Below are 14424 nucleotides of genomic sequence, written 5' to 3'. Positions count from 1 at the left end.
AAAAGAGTCATCTTGAGCAAGCGACTTCTCAAAACCAGCTGTGAGAGGCAACAAATTAGTAATAAAATAAGGACAATTCACCACTTTGTTCACCTCATTAGCCGTATTAGTATATTTTACTTTGAAGTCATCTTTCTTCTCGTAATCAATAGCATCAAGCGCTAATTCAGTATGCAATTCGCGCAGATTGCCATTTTTATCCCTTCTGTTGAAGTCATACACACGATAAGTAATGTCGCTAGTTTGCTGAATTTCAGCAATGATAATCCCCTTACCGATAGCGTGCACTTTACCCGTATTGATAAAGAAAGTATCGCCATCTTTCACCTTTTCGTAGTTCAGAATATCAGTAAGCGTACCCTTGTCAAGGTGCTGTTGGTACTCTTCTTTGCTAACCGTTTTGTTGAAACCGACAATCAGTTCAGCACCAGCATCGGCGTGAAGTACATACCACATTTCCGTTTTACCAAAAGAATTATGACGTTCTTTAGCCAATTTATCGTTAGGATGCACCTGTATAGAAAGGTCTTCGCGTGCATCTATAAATTTAATAAGGATAGGAAAATCGCGACCGAAACGCTCGTATACGTGCTTACCAAGCAACTCATTAGGATATAAATCAATAAGTTCTTGCAGACTTTTGCCCTCAAGAGCCCCGTTGGCTACTACTGAAATATCACCAGGAACGCCCGATACCTCCCAGCTTTCGCCAGTAATGTCGCTTTCGATAGGTTTGTTGAATAAAGTTTTTAGTTTAGTACCACCCCAAAGACGTTCTTTGAGGATTGGTTTAAATTTTATAGGATACATTTTTATTAAGGTTTGTTAATTAAACAGGGCAAAGATACAAATAATTTGCCAATTAGCCAATTTTTACATTTTCTAATTATTTCTATAAACTTCCTCAAACGGCAATCTAAACCTTTCTCCCCAGATGCCGCGCTCTTCACGAAGCCCACAGGTCACCACCATACTCACTTCAGCCCCATAAGGTAGGTGTAGCAGTTTCTTAATACGATGGCTATCATACCCCCCTAACGGACAAGTATCGTATCCCTCCTCTGCCATTGCAAGCATAAAGGTTTGCGCTACAAGCCCACAGCTTTTATGTACTTCCACACGTATATCACCTTCAGAGAGTTCTCGCACCATAGGGCGAAACCAACCAATCACCCCAGAGAGTTTGCGAAAAGCACCTAATAAGCCAAAAAAACGACTGTACACAAAAGGGATTAGTTTCTCATAATGCTTCTCTTTATCTTTAATGCGCTTAGCTTGTCTTTCGGGCGGACTATTGCGCTGTATATTACCGCGTTCAAATTCCAAAATCATCTTGGCGTGCTGGCGGTGTTTGTCCTGTCGAGTCACGAAAACCACCATCTGTTGCGCCGTGCTTGCTGTAAGCTGGTCGAGGCAGGCGTGTGCTAATTTTTCTAACAAAGCCTTATCAGTAATATGGTACAACTCATACAGTTGCATATTGAAACCAGTAGGTGCTAGTGTAGCGAGTCTAAGGCATTCACGCACCTTTTCCTCACTAATGGGCGTAGGAGCGTAATAACGTACCGCCCTGCGGAAGTGTAAAATATCTTTTAACATATTAATAAATTGTAACAAATTAAGCTACAAGACTAAGGCAAATTGCTATGATAGCAGGCATAGCTTGGGCAAAGAATGCTTTACCGCGAGTTTCCCAAGCGAACATTTCCATATAGAGAATATACAAATGCTCAAGCATCACAAAAACAGTAAAAATAGTAGCTAAAATTCCTAACATTTTTTTGAAATAATTGATTACAAATGCAAATGTATAAAATAAATTCTAAAAACTTACTATTAAGCCAATGTCTTACCAAGTAATAATTTGTTTTATGCTGCAAGATAATAGCAATTCCCAAATCTTTCTAGCCTTCCCAGCCCTCCTAAACCTTCCAGTTCTCTCATTCTCTAATTTTCCAATTTTAAAGAAAAAAACTACTTATAGTCCTACCCTTTACTTTAGATATAGCTACCCTTTAGGAAGAGCGAACGATAAGCGAAAGATGAGCAAAGTATAAACGTCTAACCATCATCTCAAAACCAGAAAAAAATCCTATTTCCCAGCCTTCTCAGCCCTCTAAAACCTCCCATTTCTCAATAATAGCCCTGTCATTTTGTCAGTTTTTACACTATGGCAAATAATTTGCTATAATAAAAGGGACAATAACAGAAAAATAGTATGAATACCGAAGATATCAAAGACGAGGAAGTGAAGAACACTCCTGAAGTAGAAAAAACAACTGCTGAAGCTACAGCAGAAGTCAACACACCTGCTGAAGAGACGGCAGAAGACCTATTAGCAAAAGAAAAAGACAAATACTTGCGACTTTTTGCCGAGTTCGAAAACTACAAAAAGCGCACTGCTAAAGAGCGTGTTGAGTTATTTAAAACTGCCGGACAAGACATTTTGTCAGCTATGCTGCCCGTAGTCGATGATTTCGACCGCGCTTTGGCAGAACTTTCTAAGTCAAGCGACAAAAATACACTGATGGGGGTTGAGCTTATCTATAACAAACTTATGACTACCCTCAAACAGAAAGGATTAGAGAAAATGGAGGTAGCACCTAATGATGTGTTCGACAGCGAGCACCACGATGCTGTTACCCAAATACCTGCACCTACCCCCGATGCCAAAGGCAAAATCATCGATGTAGTACAAACAGGGTATAAGTTGGGCGATAAGATTATCCGTTTTCCTAAAGTAGTGGTAGCACAATAACTAACTAAAAAATGAAAAAAGATTACTACGAAATTTTAGAAGTATCCAAGACGGCCAGTGCAGCCGAAATAAAGAAAGCCTATCGTAAACAAGCATTGAAATATCACCCTGATAAGAACCCAGGTGATAAGGAAGCAGAAGAAAAGTTCAAACAAGCAGCCGAAGCCTACGAAGTCCTAAGCGACGAAAACAAACGCGCCCAATACGACCGATTTGGTCACGCAGCTTTCGAAGGCGGTATGGGTGGCGGAGGCTTCTCAATGGATGATATTTTCAGCCAATTTGGCGACATATTTGGCGGACATTTCTCTGGCTTTAGCGGTGGATTTGGTGGCTTTGGAGGAGGTAGACAGCAACAAATGTATATCAAAGGTGATAACCTGCGCATACGTGTGAAAGTCACTCTCGAAGATATCGTAAAAGGAACAGAGAAGAAAATAAAAGTACGTCGTAAAGTAAAAGCTGAAGGCACTACCTATAAAACTTGCCCTACCTGTAACGGACAAGGGCAGATTGTACGACAAGTGAACACTATGCTCGGAATGATGCAGACGGCTACCACTTGTAGCACTTGTGGAGGGGCAGGCGAGGTGATAGACAAACGTGCTGCCGATACCGATGCACAAGGACTTAAAACGGTAGAAGAAACCATACCAATCAATATACCTGCAGGGGTAGTAGATGGTATTCAACTGCAAGTCAATGGCAAAGGGAACGAAGCGCCAGTCAAAAATGGGGTAGCAGGCGATTTGTTAGTTATTATTGAAGAGCAAGAGCATAGCACCCTCAAACGTGAGGGCGACAACCTGCATTACGACCTTTATATCAGTGTACCTGAAGCAGTATTAGGGGCTACTAAAGAGATAGAAACGGTTACCGGAAAGGTACGTATTAAGTTAGACGAGGGTATACAGTCAGGCAAGATACTTCGTTTGCGAGGCAAGGGCGTACCTAATCTTCGCACGCACTACACTGGCGACCTTATTATCCACGTAAACGTTTGGACGCCTAAAAACCTAACCGACAAGCAGAAAGCCTTTTTCAAAGAAATGCTTGATAACGATGGTTTTGCACCCAAACCCGACAAAAATGACAAGTCATTTTTCGAGAAAGTAAAAGAAATGTTTTCATAGGTTATTGATTATAACTAAAAAGAGGAACCACTCTATTGAGTAGTTCCTCTTTTTATATTTCCTTCAGATTATCTTCTTATTGATATATTGGGGTAAAAGCTATAATTCTTTGCGCAAGCGTGCTACAGGTATATCCAATTGTTCACGATATTTAGCGATAGTACGCCGTGCTATAGGGTAGCCTTTTTCTTTGAGTAGTTGGGCAAGTTCGTCGTCAGGTAGTGGTTTGCTTTTGTCTTCCTTAGCGATAATATGCTGCAGTATCTGCTTGATTTCTCGGGTTGAAACATCTTCTCCTTGGTCGTTTTTCATTGCCTCTGAAAAGAAATCTTTGATGAGTTTAGTACCGTATGGTGTAGTCACATATTTGCTGCTAGCAACGCGTGAAACAGTAGAAATATCCATTCCTACTTTATCGGCAATATCTTTAAGGATAAGCGGTTTTATTTTCAGTTCATCACCTGTGAGGAAGTATTCGCGCTGGTGCTCCATAATAGCCTCCATAGTAATAAGCAGGGTCTGTTGTCGCTGGCGTATAGCATCAATAAACCATTTAGCAGAATCTAATTTCTGTTTAATAAATAGTACCGCTTCTTTCTGCGAGTTGCTCTTCTCTTTGCTCTTCTTGTAGGTGTCTAACATTGTACTATACTCTTTTGATACGTGTAGCTCAGGAGCATTACGCCCGTTTAATGAGAGTTCTAATTCATTGTCAACAACCTTTACCGTAAAGTCAGGAATGATTTGCTCAATATGTATATTGTTGCCTGCATAGGAGCTACCAGGTTTAGGGTTTAGCCGCTCCACCTCTTGTACAGCATCTTTTAGCTCCTCTTCACTAACTAAGAAGCGTTGTTGTAGTTTGCTATAGTGTTTTTTGGTGAAGGACTCAAAAGCTTCGGTAAGCATTTTTATAGCTAAGGTTACTGCTGGAGTTTGTTTTTTGCGGCGCAGTTGTATCAGCAAACACTCTTGTAGATCGAAAGCTCCTACACCTGCAGGGTCGAGCTGAAAGATGATTTGCTCACGTATTTGCTCTACGTGTTTTTCTTCGGTATAAATATTTTGAGTGAAAGCCAAGTCATCAGTGAGATCTTGTATAGAGCGACGTATGTAGCCACTATCATCTATACTGCCTATGAGGAACTCAGCTATAAGGTAGTCTTCGTCTGAGATAGTGAAAGTGTTTAATTGGTTAATAAGCGATTGGTGAAAAGAGACCTCTGCGCTAAAAGGCACTTCGCGTTCTTCATCATCATCGCTGTAGTTATTAGCGTGCAATCGGTAGTCGGGTATTTCATCATCGCTGAGGTATTCATCAATATTGATATCATTCATATCAATGATGTCACTATCGTTATATTCATCAGCCGAGTTGTCAAATTCATCGTGAAAGTCGTCAAGAGTTTCTTCTTCACGCCCTGACTCTAAAGCAGGGTTTTCTTCCATTTCCTGCTTTACGCGTTGCTCAAAAGCAAGAGTAGGAAGCTGCACGAGCTTCATTAGCTGTATTTGTTGAGGAGAGAGCTTTTGAGAGAGCTTAAGTTGTAAATTTTGTTTTAGCATTTCTTATTATATAGGGCGCAAAGGTACGAAAATTTTATTTCTTTTTTCCGATATAATTTAATATATGTCGTATTTTCTGTTTGTTTTTTCGTGTATAGTAGCTTCTGTTGATATAGAATAATATACAGACCAGCCCTGCAAAAATAGCGCAGAATACTACCCCTAACCATAGTGAAGATAGGTAAGTATTTAAACACAAGATGACAATAAAAACACTTAAGTTAATACTAGCTAACAGTATACTAGCTTTAGCGTGCGATAGTTTTAGGTAATCTATGATAACGTGGTGTATATGGCTACGGTCAGCTTTGAAAGGTTTGCCGTGCCGTATGATACGCGATGTAAATACCCGAGTAGTATCAAAGAAAGGTATAAAAATAATACTAAGCAATACCCAAACTTTATTAGCTGGGTTGATAATAGCACTTTCTAAAGAGGTAGTGTCTAAAGCAAAAAACTTGATTGCTAATACGGCTAAGATAAAACCGACAATCATAGAGCCTGTATCGCCCATAAATACACGTTTTTTGTTAGATAGATTGTATCGTAAAAAAGCTAATAGAAAACCTATACACAATATAGACAACAGAAAATAATAGTACATTTCAGCATCGTAGAACACATAGGCAAAAGCCGAAAAAATAACCATTCCCACCATTGAGGCAGACCCATTGATGCCATCTATAAGGTTGTAAGAATTTACAATAGCCATCACTATAAAACAGCTGATAAATACAGATACTCCATAAGGAATATCAGTGATATTTAGAAAGCCATCAAGAGTACCTATTTTTAGCCCTGTCCCAAAAAGTAGCATAAAGGTAGCTATGATTTGACCTATCATTTTAGTGCTGGGGTTTACCCCAACAAGGTCATCTTTAAGTCCAACGAAAAAGAGTACGCCTACCCCTGATAAGATGTTAATACCGACCTTGTCGAAGTCGAATGAGCGGAACACCATTAAGGTAAAAACTAGACTTACAAAGAATGAGATACCTCCTAAGGTAGGAGTTCTCTCTTTATGAGAACTTCGTTCGTTAGGCTTATCCATCAAGTTCTTTCGTTTTACTACATATATTATGCTAGGAAGTGCAAAATAAGCTACTGAAAACGATAGTAAAAACACAAAAACAGCCGTGAACCATAGGTTCTCTGAAAATAAATTAGTAATCATATCATCTTATTGTGTGTGGTATTTTCAGCAAAAGTAAGAAAAAAACTTTGAATAACAACTATTATCTTTCTTTTGAACTCATTTTTATAGTTTTTTTAACGTTATTACTCTAACCATATCGACCTATTCTTCGGGTATTTAACTGAAAATTCTATATTAATTTCCTTCTTTTCAGTAGGTTGTAACCCAAATTCCCATTTAAGTTCTCCTGTTTCTTTATTGTACTTCCCTTCTGAACTGTTTAGTACATTTACTTCTATTTCTTTGAGGGTAGGAATAGGTATTTGGTCGAGGACGGTTAGGTGAATAGGCTGCTGTTTGTTATTGCGAATCACAGTTTTATATAGGCGAACATCTTCTTTCTTACTGCCCATAAACTGACGAGAAGCAAATTGTTTTACCTTTTCGCGAGTTACTGATACTTTCTTGTCTTGTCCTAATGAGAGTTTCAGGGTGTCAGCGGTTTGGGTGGGTTGTATATTAGTTTTTCCTACAAAAGTATCTTCAAAAAAGATGTTAGCTTCTCCTTCTAATAAGTTGTACTGTTGCCAGTTGGTCACATAACCTATCAAATAGGCCGTTTGCTCTACTTTTGGCACTACGTAGTAGTTATAATCAGCAGGTACTTGTATTGATTTCATATCTACTGAATATACTTGATTGTCAGATTTTACGGTGTAAGGGGTAGCTATTTCAAACTGTACATTAGTCTGGATGTCAGCTGCTTTTACAGGAATGAGGTCAGCTTGAGGGCTACTGCCACTTCTCATTTTAGCAGCACTATCACCGCTGAGGCTACCTGTTACGCTACTCTTTCTTTTATTACCATAGCCTACTACCACTACTTCCTCTAACTGCTGAGATTCATCTTTTAACCTTACAGTCATTGTTTTTTGTGGAGATAAGGTAGCTGTTTGATAACCGAGATATGATATTTCGAGCATTCTATCTTCATAATTAGTCATATTCAGCTGAAAATTACCGTCAAAATCAGTAGAAGTGCCTATTGCAGTGCCTTTTATTAGTACACTAGCACCAGGTAGAGGCTCTCCTTTTTCGTCTACCACTACTCCTTGTATATTTTTATTGCCTAACCCTATTCTCATTTTAGGTTTTTTAGCGAAATTAGGGTCTATCGTATTATAATTTAGGAAGTAAGTCTGTAGGGTAGGGGCTTCGCCAGAGATATTTGGGTCAGCTGATGAGAAGGTAAGCTTCACTTGGTTCCAATCTTCCTTAGTATCTTGCTGTATATTGGCTTTGTAGATGAGGTTGATAGGCTGACTAATGTCAGTGGCTCTAAGGTCGTATGAGGGTGTCCAGCGGGCATTATCAACTATGTATTGTAGCTCTAACGGATAGTTCTTAGCACTTTCGGCATTTACTTTCACATATATTTCTCCTTTTTCAGTGTCGTTTTTGCCTATAACGGTGCGTTTCTGATTCTCTAATTTTTTAAGCTGAGCATTTAAATCTTCTAATTTTGCTATTCGGTTGTTTGCATCAAACTTTAGCTCTGTTAGTCGTTTGTGAAAGTAATCGGCTATTTGCTGTAAGTTTGCCAATTGGATAGGAGCATTTTTACCGCTTAGCTCTTTGTTCCTTTGCAATAGGTCGATGTTATCTCTGATAATTTCTAAGTGGGTTTGCTCTGTTTCTATCTGCTTTTTCAGCTGTTCTATCTCTTTGTCGAGGGTTTCTACCTCAGCAGAAGGCTTTAACTTGTCTAAAAAATTGATTTTATGACTTACTGATAGGATAGTTATCCCTTTTACAGCTTTTACATTTACACTTTCAGGAGCTATATAAGGAGATAAGTCGGTGAATTTGAGTTCGCTTACTCCTTTAGGTAGCATAATGGTCTTTTTGCGCGTAATTTGTGCTCCGTTAGTAAAAACGGTTACCGCATCAACAGTGGTTTTAATTTCTTTAGGGGCTTCTTGCGCACTGAGTAGAGTGCTAAGGGCTAAGCTCGATAAAAACAATATCTTTTTCATTTTATGTATTAATTGTTAATTCTGTGTTTAGATATACCTCCTACATTTTCTTTGTTCCATACTATTGTTTTTACAAAGGGCTTGCGCCTGTTGGGGCAGTTTATACTACATAGTTCGCACGAAAAGTCTTTGCAGTAATCTAAGTGAAAATTAAACTCTATAGAGCGATCTACTTTTTCTGCTAATAGGTGTATCACCTTTTCCATTTCTTGGTGTGCCTGCTGTAGGGGGTAGTAATACGGCAGAGTGATATGGGCATCAATGTGCAGATGCGCCCCAAACTGCTGTATGCGCATATTGTGTATGTCTATCCACTCGATATGTCGGTAGGTTTGGAGTATTTCCACTACGTTGGCAAAGAGGGCTTCATCGCGCTCATCCATAATACCACTGAGGGCTTTGCGCACTATCTTCCAGCCTATTACTATTATATAACTACCAAAACCGATGGCAATTAAAGGGTCGAGCCATCGCCAGCCGGTAAAATGCATCAAAAGTAAGCTCAATACAATAGCTGAGGTGGCATAAGTATCCGATTGCAGATGCTTGCCTGCGCTCATCAGTACTAAAGAGTTTTCTTTCTTCCCTTTTTGGTAGGAAATATACCCCATAGCGTAATTGACTATGGCAGTCGACCCAAAAAGGGCAATCCCCCAGTCTAATTTGTCGAGATGTATTCCTTTTATAAGTGATGAAAAGGCTTCGATGAGAATAAGTATCCCCGCAATAGCAATGAGCATTCCCTCAATACTTGCAGTTACAAACTCTACTTTGCCGTGCCCATAAGGGTGGTCAGTATCGCGTGGTTTATTGCATAAATAGAGGGAGTACAACCCCATAAATGCGGCAATAATATTCACGATGCTCTCCATTGCGTCTGAAAAGATAGCGTTAGAATTGGTGATGCGCCACGCTATCAATTTCACGATGAAGAGTATTATCCCTACAAAAGTAACGAGCTTCTGAAACTGAAACGTCTTCATTGGTTACTCACTAAAGACTGACTTCGGCTACTTCTAACAAGAATTTGTGCATATCGGTATTGCGCATAAAAGGCTTTAGCTTTTCACTTCCTGGTCCGTACATTCCTAATTCGGTATAGTCTGACGAGTGGTCCATACTAATCCAGCCAACTGAGGTATGTGCTTTTTGAATCTCAGCAAAAAGTCGATAAGGTAGGTGTTTATAGTTATAAAGTCCGTCTTCTTTTCTTTCTGTCTTGGCATAATAGGCTAATAGCTCTTTTGCCTGTTCTTCATTGATATTCATTCCGCCACAGTGCTGAGCGATATGTTCTCTTACCTTGTCTATAGAGTCATTAGGGTTGATTTGTTGCAATATCCAGTCGTTAGAATGGGTGAAGTTTTGCAATCTATCAAAATTGTTATTGCACTCTTTGCCATAGATAAGCCCTGGGTTAGCATTGCCGTGGTCTGAGGTGATAACTACAAGGGTGTTGCCATCAGCTTTAGCAAAGTCTAAGGCTACTTTCACAGCTTCGTCAAAAGCTACTTGGTCGTAGAGCAATGCCCCTATATCGTTGCCGTGTGCTGCCCAGTCTACTTTTCCTCCTTCTACTTGTATCACAAAGCCATTAGGGTGACTTTTTAGCTGCTTGATAGCTTTAGCGGTCATCTCGGCAAGAGTAGGGATAGCCGCTTGGTCTTCACTACTTTGAGCGCGGTCAATAGAGTAGGGTAGGGCTTCCTCAGCAAACATACCATATAGGGGTTTGTTAGTGGGGGCTTTTAGCATCTCGTTGCGGGTGCGAGCTACAGTATAGCCTTTTTTCTTTAAAGTATCAAAAAGGTCTTTTTTATCTTTGCGATGGGCAGGGTCGAAATATTTGCTACCGCCCCCCAGCATCACATCAAAACCTAATTCGGTGTAGTTAAGGGCTATTTCGTCCATTGCATTGCGACTCTTGCTCCACGTACAGAAACCTGCCGGAGTAGCGTGGTTAATCATCACGGTGGTTATACAACCTACTTTTTTGCCTGCTTTTTTAAACTTTTGCAAGATAGGCATATTCTCTTTGCCATTGGGACTTATATTCAGGCTGCCGTTGTTCACGCGTACGCCTCCTCCCCACGAAGAACTTGCCGCTGATGAGTCGGTTACTACCGAGCTTGCAGATGCCATATCCATTAGCGCACGTTGCCCCAGATTGCTTTCGTATAAATCCATCCAGCTTGAAGGGCGACCGTATTTGCGTTTTAGGTATAGGTCAGCCATTACCATAGTGCCGGTGCTCATTCCATCACTCACTAAAAAAATGATGTTCTTAGTGCGTTTGCCTCTGTTAGCTTCACCAAGTGTTTGGGCTTGTAAATCAAAAGAAGGAAGTACTAATCCTCCTAATGCAGCCAATGTTCCGTTTTTAAAAAATGCTCTTCTTTTCATATCTGTATTATAAAATGTTTAATTTTTCTTTTAATTCATTAATTGTTAGTTAAAGCATTCCAGCCCCTTGCAATGATAGGGATAGACTGCCCTGAGCGAGTGATGAGGTTTACTCCTTCGCTCTTATCGGTGATGTAGCCAATTATGCTAAAGTGCGGATTGCCTTTTATCTTGTCATAATCGGCTTGCTTTATGGTGAAAAGCAATTCGTAGTCCTCACCGCCACTTAACGCAATAGTGGTACTGTCTAAATTAAACTCCTCGCAGGTGCTTATCACTTGTGGGTCGAGGGGGATTTTGTCTTCATACAGCCTGCAACCTACCCCTGATTGGGTGCAGATATGCAGTATTTCAGACGAAAGTCCGTCGCTTACGTCCATCATAGCAGTAGGTTTTACGCCCAACTCTTTTAGCAATGGTGGAATGTCTTTGCGGGCTTCGGGTTTGAGTTGCCGCTCTAAAATGTACGAATACATCTCTATATCGGGTTGCGAGTTTGGATTTACCTGAAAGACCGCTTTCTCGCGCTCTAATATCTGCAAGCCCATATAAGCCCCTCCTATATCGCCTGTAAGCACAATAAGGTCGTTTTCTTTAGCACCATTGCGGTATACGAGCTCTTGCTCATCTGCTTCACCTATAGCAGTAACCGAGATGATGAGTCCGCGTGTAGAAGAGGTGGTATCGCCTCCTACCAAATCTACCTCATAACGCTTACAAGCTAGGTGTATACCTGCATAAAGCTCTTCTAAGGCTTCTAACGGAAAGCGGTTAGAAACAGCTATCGAAACGGTGATTTGGGTAGCACGGGCATTCATCGCATAAATGTCCGACACATTTACGCTTACAGCCTTGTAGCCCAAATGTTTTAGCGGTACATAGCTGAGGTCGAAATGGACGCCCTCGATGAGCAAATCGGTTGAGATGACCGCTTTTTTATCCTTAAAATCTATTACAGCAGCATCATCGCCTACACTTTTGAGGGTAGAAGGCTGCTTTGCTTCAAAACCTGCTGTTAGGCGGTCTATAAGTCCGAATTCTCCCAAATCGCTTAGCTGGGTGCGGTGGGGTGTTTTGTCTTCTATCATTTAGCGAAATAGTTTAAAGCAATCACTACCCCAAGGTGCATTCCCTCGTGGGTATTGTTGAAATGGATAGCATCTTCTATACAAGTCAGTGCATAGCCGTAGCTGGTGGTGTAAGGAGTAAAGTTTGCAAATATGTCTCGCTCATAGTCGGCTTGTAGCTGCTTTTGGGTGCTGATAAGCAGTGCGCGCAGCTCTTGTATTTCGTCAGCAGTAGGTATGTGTCCGTCAGGGAAAGTACCTTTTTTGTAGGTTTCTATAAAAGCCTCAGGTACTACGGGTTTCACCCCAGAGAGTTTGTAGCACAATATCTGCTGTGTTGCTACGCAATGGGCAATATTCCACCAGATGCTATTATGGAATCCTGCGGGTATTTGTGCCAATTTTTCAGGCGTTACATTTTCTAAATAGGTTAGTAGGTTGTTGCGGGTTGCCACGTGTAGGGCAAATACTTGTTCTTTCATATATTAGTGTTTAGTAATTAGTCGTTAGTCTTTAGTCCCTAGTCGTTAGAATAGAGTCTTTAGTCACTAGAATAGAGTCACTTTCTAACGACTAGCGACTAATCACTAGCGGCTAAACTCTAACGACTAGCGACTAATCACTAACGACTAAATCCAGAGGCAAAAGTACGAAAAATACTTGAAGATACCGCATAAAATAAAAAAGATTTGTATTTTTGCGCTCAATTTTATAAAAATCGTTATGTATCAATTAATTAAAGAAGTGCACTCGCTGAGTGCTTACATAGTGCTAGTGGTACTATTTTTGTCTGCAACCAATGCACTTATTGGCTATTTCACTAAAAAAGAAACTTATCAGTTGAAAGACCTCCGCCTAAACTTGTTTGCTCTTATTTTTGCCCATATTCAGCTGCTATTAGGCTTACTGCTCTACGTGCTTACGCCGCTTTTAGCATCGTGGCAAGAAGGCAAGATGGTGATGAAAACCAGTCTGTTGCGTCTTTTGCTTTTGGAACACCCTCTAATAATGATTACTGCGGTAGTGCTTATTACTATTGGCTGGTCAAAACACAAAAAGCAAGATACACCTCGTGCTAAGTTCGCCAAAATAGCTCTTTTCTACGGTATTGCTTTGGTGTTGGTGCTCTCGCGTCTTCCTTGGAAATTGTGGTGGGGACTAATATAATGAAGAAATGAAAGTACTTAAATACTTTTTTTGGATAATATGGAAAAGCTGGTTCTATGTAGTAGTAACCAGCTTGATTCTTTTACTGTTGCCGCTACTCTTGGTGCTTACTGCTCGTCAGCGTTGGTATCCGGCACTCTATTGGGTAGCGCGACAGCTATGGGCTACGCCTATTCTCTACGCTATGGGCTTTTACCCCAGAATAAGGAGGGCGTTTGCTGTAACTAACGACCACCATAGCTATATGCTGGTGGCTAACCACTATAGTATGATGGATATTATGCTGATGCTTTATTGCAGCAAAAATCCGTTTGTGTTTGTAGGCAAAAAGGAATTGGCTAAACTACCTCTGTTTGGTTATTTCTACAAACGCGCGGCTATATTAGTAGACCGCAAAAATTCGCAGAGTAGGCGTGAGGTATATAAACACGCTCTAGAGCGGATACAAAGCGGATTGAGTATCTGCATTTTCCCTGAAGGAGGCGTGCCTGATGATGAGAGTATAGTACTCGATAACTTCAAAGATGGCGCTTTTCGCATCGCCATTCAGTGTCAGATACCTATAGTGCCTATGGTGCTGTACGATACTAAAAAGCGTTTTCCGTTTCGTTTCTTTGCCGGTAGTACAGGGCGAATGCGCGTAGATATACTGCCGCCCATTTCTACCGAAGGTAAAACTCTTGACGATAAAGACGCGCTACGCGAAGAGGTGCGCAGCCTTATACTACAACGACTTACCGCTGCTGCACCAAGCGCGCCACATACTTCCCAATAACATCGAATTCTAAATTTACTACACTGCCTACTGCTAAGCAGTGCAAATTGGTATGCGCTAAAGTGTAAGGGATAACGGCTACCGAAAAACCATCGCGAGTGGCATCTACCACTGTTAGGCTTACCCCATTAACGGTTACAGACCCTTTTTCTATCACTACATTGCCAGTTGAGGGGTCGTAAGCAAAGCTAAAACGCTTGCTGCCACCTTCTTCTTTTATGGCTGTACAAGTAGCAGTCTGGTCGATGTGGCCTTGCACTATATGTCCGTCTAAGCGCGTGTTTAGCAACATACCGCGTTCTAAATTTACGATATCGCCAGCTTGCAGACTTCCTAAGTGGGTTTTGGCTAAAGTCTCGGCTATGGCTGTCACTTGATATACCT

General features: G+C 40.7%; 15 protein-coding genes. 4 read left to right on the top strand and 11 right to left on the bottom strand.

Annotated features, from left to right (window positions below):
• From HMPREF9074_RS04340 to HMPREF9074_RS12060, 3 genes are all read right to left on the bottom strand, one after another.
• A partial coding sequence (locus tag HMPREF9074_RS04340) for a type I phosphomannose isomerase catalytic subunit (RefSeq protein WP_034539788.1) occupies positions 1-810 on the bottom strand: 810 nt, incomplete at its 3' end.
• A gap of 72 nt (positions 811-882) precedes the next feature.
• Entirely contained in the window at positions 883-1599 is a 717-nt protein-coding gene (locus HMPREF9074_RS04335) for a nitroreductase family protein (RefSeq protein ID WP_009392570.1), read from the bottom strand.
• 19 nt (positions 1600-1618) lie between these two features.
• On the bottom strand, positions 1619-1777 hold the full coding sequence (locus HMPREF9074_RS12060; protein WP_009392572.1) for a DUF1304 family protein: 159 nt from the start codon (positions 1775-1777) through the stop codon (positions 1619-1621).
• A gap of 441 nt (positions 1778-2218) precedes the next feature.
• Between HMPREF9074_RS12060 and HMPREF9074_RS04330 the strand changes: the two genes are divergently transcribed.
• Positions 2219-2758: a nucleotide exchange factor GrpE gene (locus tag HMPREF9074_RS04330; RefSeq protein ID WP_009392573.1), complete on the top strand. Its 540-nt coding sequence runs from the start codon at positions 2219-2221 to the stop codon at positions 2756-2758.
• An 11-nt stretch (positions 2759-2769) separates the two neighbouring features.
• Positions 2770-3891 (top strand): molecular chaperone DnaJ, encoded by a 1122-nt coding sequence (dnaJ, locus tag HMPREF9074_RS04325; RefSeq protein ID WP_009392576.1) that lies wholly within the window; start codon positions 2770-2772, stop codon positions 3889-3891.
• A 99-nt stretch (positions 3892-3990) separates the two neighbouring features.
• Here the strand turns inward: dnaJ and rpoN are convergent, their stop codons facing one another.
• The 7 genes from rpoN to HMPREF9074_RS04290 form a co-directional block, all read right to left on the bottom strand.
• Complete coding sequence (rpoN, locus tag HMPREF9074_RS04320; protein ID WP_009392577.1) at positions 3991-5457, bottom strand: RNA polymerase factor sigma-54; 1467 nt, start codon at positions 5455-5457, stop codon at positions 3991-3993.
• A gap of 34 nt (positions 5458-5491) precedes the next feature.
• Positions 5492-6631 carry a glycosyltransferase family 4 protein gene (locus HMPREF9074_RS04315; protein ID WP_009392578.1) on the bottom strand — a complete coding sequence of 380 codons (1140 nt, stop codon included), beginning with the start codon at positions 6629-6631 and terminating at the stop codon, positions 5492-5494.
• Between the two features lie 104 nt (positions 6632-6735).
• Positions 6736-8628: a DUF4139 domain-containing protein gene (locus tag HMPREF9074_RS04310; protein WP_009392579.1), complete on the bottom strand. Its 1893-nt coding sequence runs from the start codon at positions 8626-8628 to the stop codon at positions 6736-6738.
• Positions 8629-8636: 8 nt separating this feature from the next.
• Positions 8637-9611, bottom strand: coding sequence for a cation diffusion facilitator family transporter (locus HMPREF9074_RS04305; protein WP_009392580.1), 975 nt, complete (start codon positions 9609-9611; stop codon positions 8637-8639).
• Positions 9612-9621: 10 nt separating this feature from the next.
• A complete protein-coding gene (locus HMPREF9074_RS04300) occupies positions 9622-11031 on the bottom strand; it encodes an alkaline phosphatase (protein ID WP_009392581.1) in 1410 nt (469 codons plus the stop codon).
• Between the two features lie 38 nt (positions 11032-11069).
• Positions 11070-12119, bottom strand: coding sequence for a thiamine-phosphate kinase (gene thiL / locus HMPREF9074_RS04295; RefSeq protein ID WP_009392582.1), 1050 nt, complete (start codon positions 12117-12119; stop codon positions 11070-11072).
• Positions 12116-12580 carry a DinB family protein gene (locus HMPREF9074_RS04290; protein WP_009392583.1) on the bottom strand — a complete coding sequence of 155 codons (465 nt, stop codon included), beginning with the start codon at positions 12578-12580 and terminating at the stop codon, positions 12116-12118. Before HMPREF9074_RS04290 ends, thiL begins: the two co-directional genes overlap by 4 nt.
• Positions 12581-12821: 241 nt before the next feature.
• Between HMPREF9074_RS04290 and HMPREF9074_RS04285 the strand changes: the two genes are divergently transcribed.
• On the top strand, positions 12822-13265 hold the full coding sequence (locus HMPREF9074_RS04285; protein WP_034539784.1) for a hypothetical protein: 444 nt from the start codon (positions 12822-12824) through the stop codon (positions 13263-13265).
• Between the two features lie 7 nt (positions 13266-13272).
• Positions 13273-14040 (top strand): lysophospholipid acyltransferase family protein, encoded by a 768-nt coding sequence (locus HMPREF9074_RS04280; RefSeq protein ID WP_009392585.1) that lies wholly within the window; start codon positions 13273-13275, stop codon positions 14038-14040.
• Here the strand turns inward: HMPREF9074_RS04280 and HMPREF9074_RS04275 are convergent.
• Positions 14000-14424, bottom strand: a 425-nt coding sequence (locus HMPREF9074_RS04275) for a riboflavin synthase (RefSeq protein WP_034539781.1), incomplete at its 5' end; no start/stop codon positions are given. The two genes, HMPREF9074_RS04280 and HMPREF9074_RS04275, sit on opposite strands and share 41 nt — an antisense overlap.

Source organism: Capnocytophaga sp. oral taxon 329 str. F0087 (genome assembly GCF_000213295.2).
Classification (GTDB): Bacteria; Bacteroidota; Bacteroidia; order Flavobacteriales; family Flavobacteriaceae; genus Capnocytophaga; species Capnocytophaga leadbetteri_A.
This window is presented reverse-complemented; position numbering and strand designations above follow the sequence as displayed.

Bases quoted from the DNA above. Each gene is read 5' to 3' on its own strand.
- HMPREF9074_RS04285 (WP_034539784.1), top strand. From the start codon at position 12,822: ATGTATCAATTAATTAAAGAAGTGCACTCGCTGAGTGCTTACATAGTG.
- HMPREF9074_RS04310 (WP_009392579.1), bottom strand. From the start codon at position 8,628: ATGAAAAAGATATTGTTTTTATCGAGCTTAGCCCTTAGCACTCTACTC.
- HMPREF9074_RS04335 (WP_009392570.1), bottom strand. From the start codon at position 1,599: ATGTTAAAAGATATTTTACACTTCCGCAGGGCGGTACGTTATTACGCT.
- dnaJ (WP_009392576.1), top strand. From the start codon at position 2,770: ATGAAAAAAGATTACTACGAAATTTTAGAAGTATCCAAGACGGCCAGT.
- HMPREF9074_RS04330 (WP_009392573.1), top strand. From the start codon at position 2,219: ATGAATACCGAAGATATCAAAGACGAGGAAGTGAAGAACACTCCTGAA.
- rpoN (WP_009392577.1), bottom strand. From the start codon at position 5,457: ATGCTAAAACAAAATTTACAACTTAAGCTCTCTCAAAAGCTCTCTCCT.
- HMPREF9074_RS12060 (WP_009392572.1), bottom strand. From the start codon at position 1,777: ATGTTAGGAATTTTAGCTACTATTTTTACTGTTTTTGTGATGCTTGAG.
- HMPREF9074_RS04290 (WP_009392583.1), bottom strand. From the start codon at position 12,580: ATGAAAGAACAAGTATTTGCCCTACACGTGGCAACCCGCAACAACCTA.
- HMPREF9074_RS04280 (WP_009392585.1), top strand. From the start codon at position 13,273: ATGAAAGTACTTAAATACTTTTTTTGGATAATATGGAAAAGCTGGTTC.
- HMPREF9074_RS04300 (WP_009392581.1), bottom strand. From the start codon at position 11,031: ATGAAAAGAAGAGCATTTTTTAAAAACGGAACATTGGCTGCATTAGGA.
- HMPREF9074_RS04315 (WP_009392578.1), bottom strand. From the start codon at position 6,631: ATGATTACTAATTTATTTTCAGAGAACCTATGGTTCACGGCTGTTTTT.
- HMPREF9074_RS04305 (WP_009392580.1), bottom strand. From the start codon at position 9,611: ATGAAGACGTTTCAGTTTCAGAAGCTCGTTACTTTTGTAGGGATAATA.
- thiL (WP_009392582.1), bottom strand. From the start codon at position 12,119: ATGATAGAAGACAAAACACCCCACCGCACCCAGCTAAGCGATTTGGGA.